The 1,165-nt window shown below is 72.5% G+C and carries 2 protein-coding genes; both read left to right on the top strand.

Features of this window, described 5'->3' with window-relative positions; translation table 11 throughout:
• Positions 1-453: sensor histidine kinase (locus M4J07_RS47695; RefSeq protein WP_255983654.1), on the top strand; the 453-nt coding region annotated here is incomplete at its 5' end.
• 29 nt (positions 454-482) lie between these two features.
• A partial coding sequence (locus tag M4J07_RS47690) for a response regulator (RefSeq protein ID WP_255983656.1) occupies positions 483-1,165 on the top strand: 683 nt, incomplete at its 3' end.

The following is a 1,165-nucleotide window of genomic DNA, read 5'->3' as shown; positions in this document are numbered from 1 at the left end:
CTCGCGATGCCGCCCGGCGGGCCGCGGCCGGACGCGGAGACCGCGCCGGGCCCGGCCGTCGAGTTCCGGCTGGACGGCACACCCGGAGATCTCCCCCAGCACATCGAGACAGCGCTGCTGCGCGTGAGTCAGGGCGCGTTGGCCAACGCACGAGAGCACTCAGGAGCGACCCGGGCGGTCATCACCCTGACCTGTTCCAAGGACTCCCTCTGCGTCGACATCGCCGACGACGGCCGCGGTTTCGAACCGGGCCGCGCCCCCCGCCGGCGGGAGGCCCGCACACGCGGCCACGGCCTTGCCCTCATGAAGATGAGGGCGAGGCAGGCCGGCGGAACGCTCCGCGTCGAGTCCGCACCCGGCGAGGGGACGGTCGTGACGATGTCCGTGCCCCTCGCGACGCGAGAAGACACGACCGCCCGAGGACCACTCAAAGCAGAGGAGGCGACACCGTGAGATCTGCCGAGAGCCGCGAACACGGACAGATGACCGAGGGACCGGAGCCGGCTGGTTCGGACGCCGGCGACGGGACGGCCGCCGTCCGTGTTCTCCTCTGCGACGACCACGCCGTGGTACGCGCGGGACTGCGGGCGCTGCTCCACAGCACCGACGGAATCGACGTCGTCGGCGAGGCAGCGAGCGGAGAGGACGTGCTGGCGGCTGCCACACGGCTTCGGCCGGACGTGGTTCTCATGGATCTGCAGCTCGGCGACGGCATGGACGGGGTGACGGCCATCCGCCGGATGGCCTCCATGGCGGCCGGACCCGATGGGCGGGGCGGACCGGTTCCGCGGGTCCTGGTCCTCACCATGTTCGACACGGACGCCGACATCACCCGCGCCTTGGCGGCCGGCGCCACCGGCTACCTGCTCAAGGCGGAGACACCTGAGCTGTTGTTCGCCGCGATCCGGGACGCGGCCGCCGGACGTCCCGTGCTGTCGGGGACGGTCGCCGACCGGATGGTGTCCCGGATCCGTGACCCGGGCCCCTCCCTCACCGAACGCGAGCGGGACATCCTCGGCCAGCTCGTCGGCGGGCTCACCAACCGGGAGATCGCACGCGCCCTGTTCCTGAGCGAGGCCACGGTCAAGTCCCACCTGGGCCGCATCTACACCAAGTTGGAGGTGCAGACCCGGGCGGCCGCGGTGGCGACGGCCGCGCGCCACCG

Source organism: Streptomyces longispororuber, from assembly GCF_024448165.1.
Classification (GTDB): Bacteria; Actinomycetota; Actinomycetes; order Streptomycetales; family Streptomycetaceae; genus Streptomyces; species Streptomyces longispororuber_A.
Note: the sequence above shows the minus strand (reverse complement) of the source record. Positions and strands in the feature narration are given on the sequence as shown.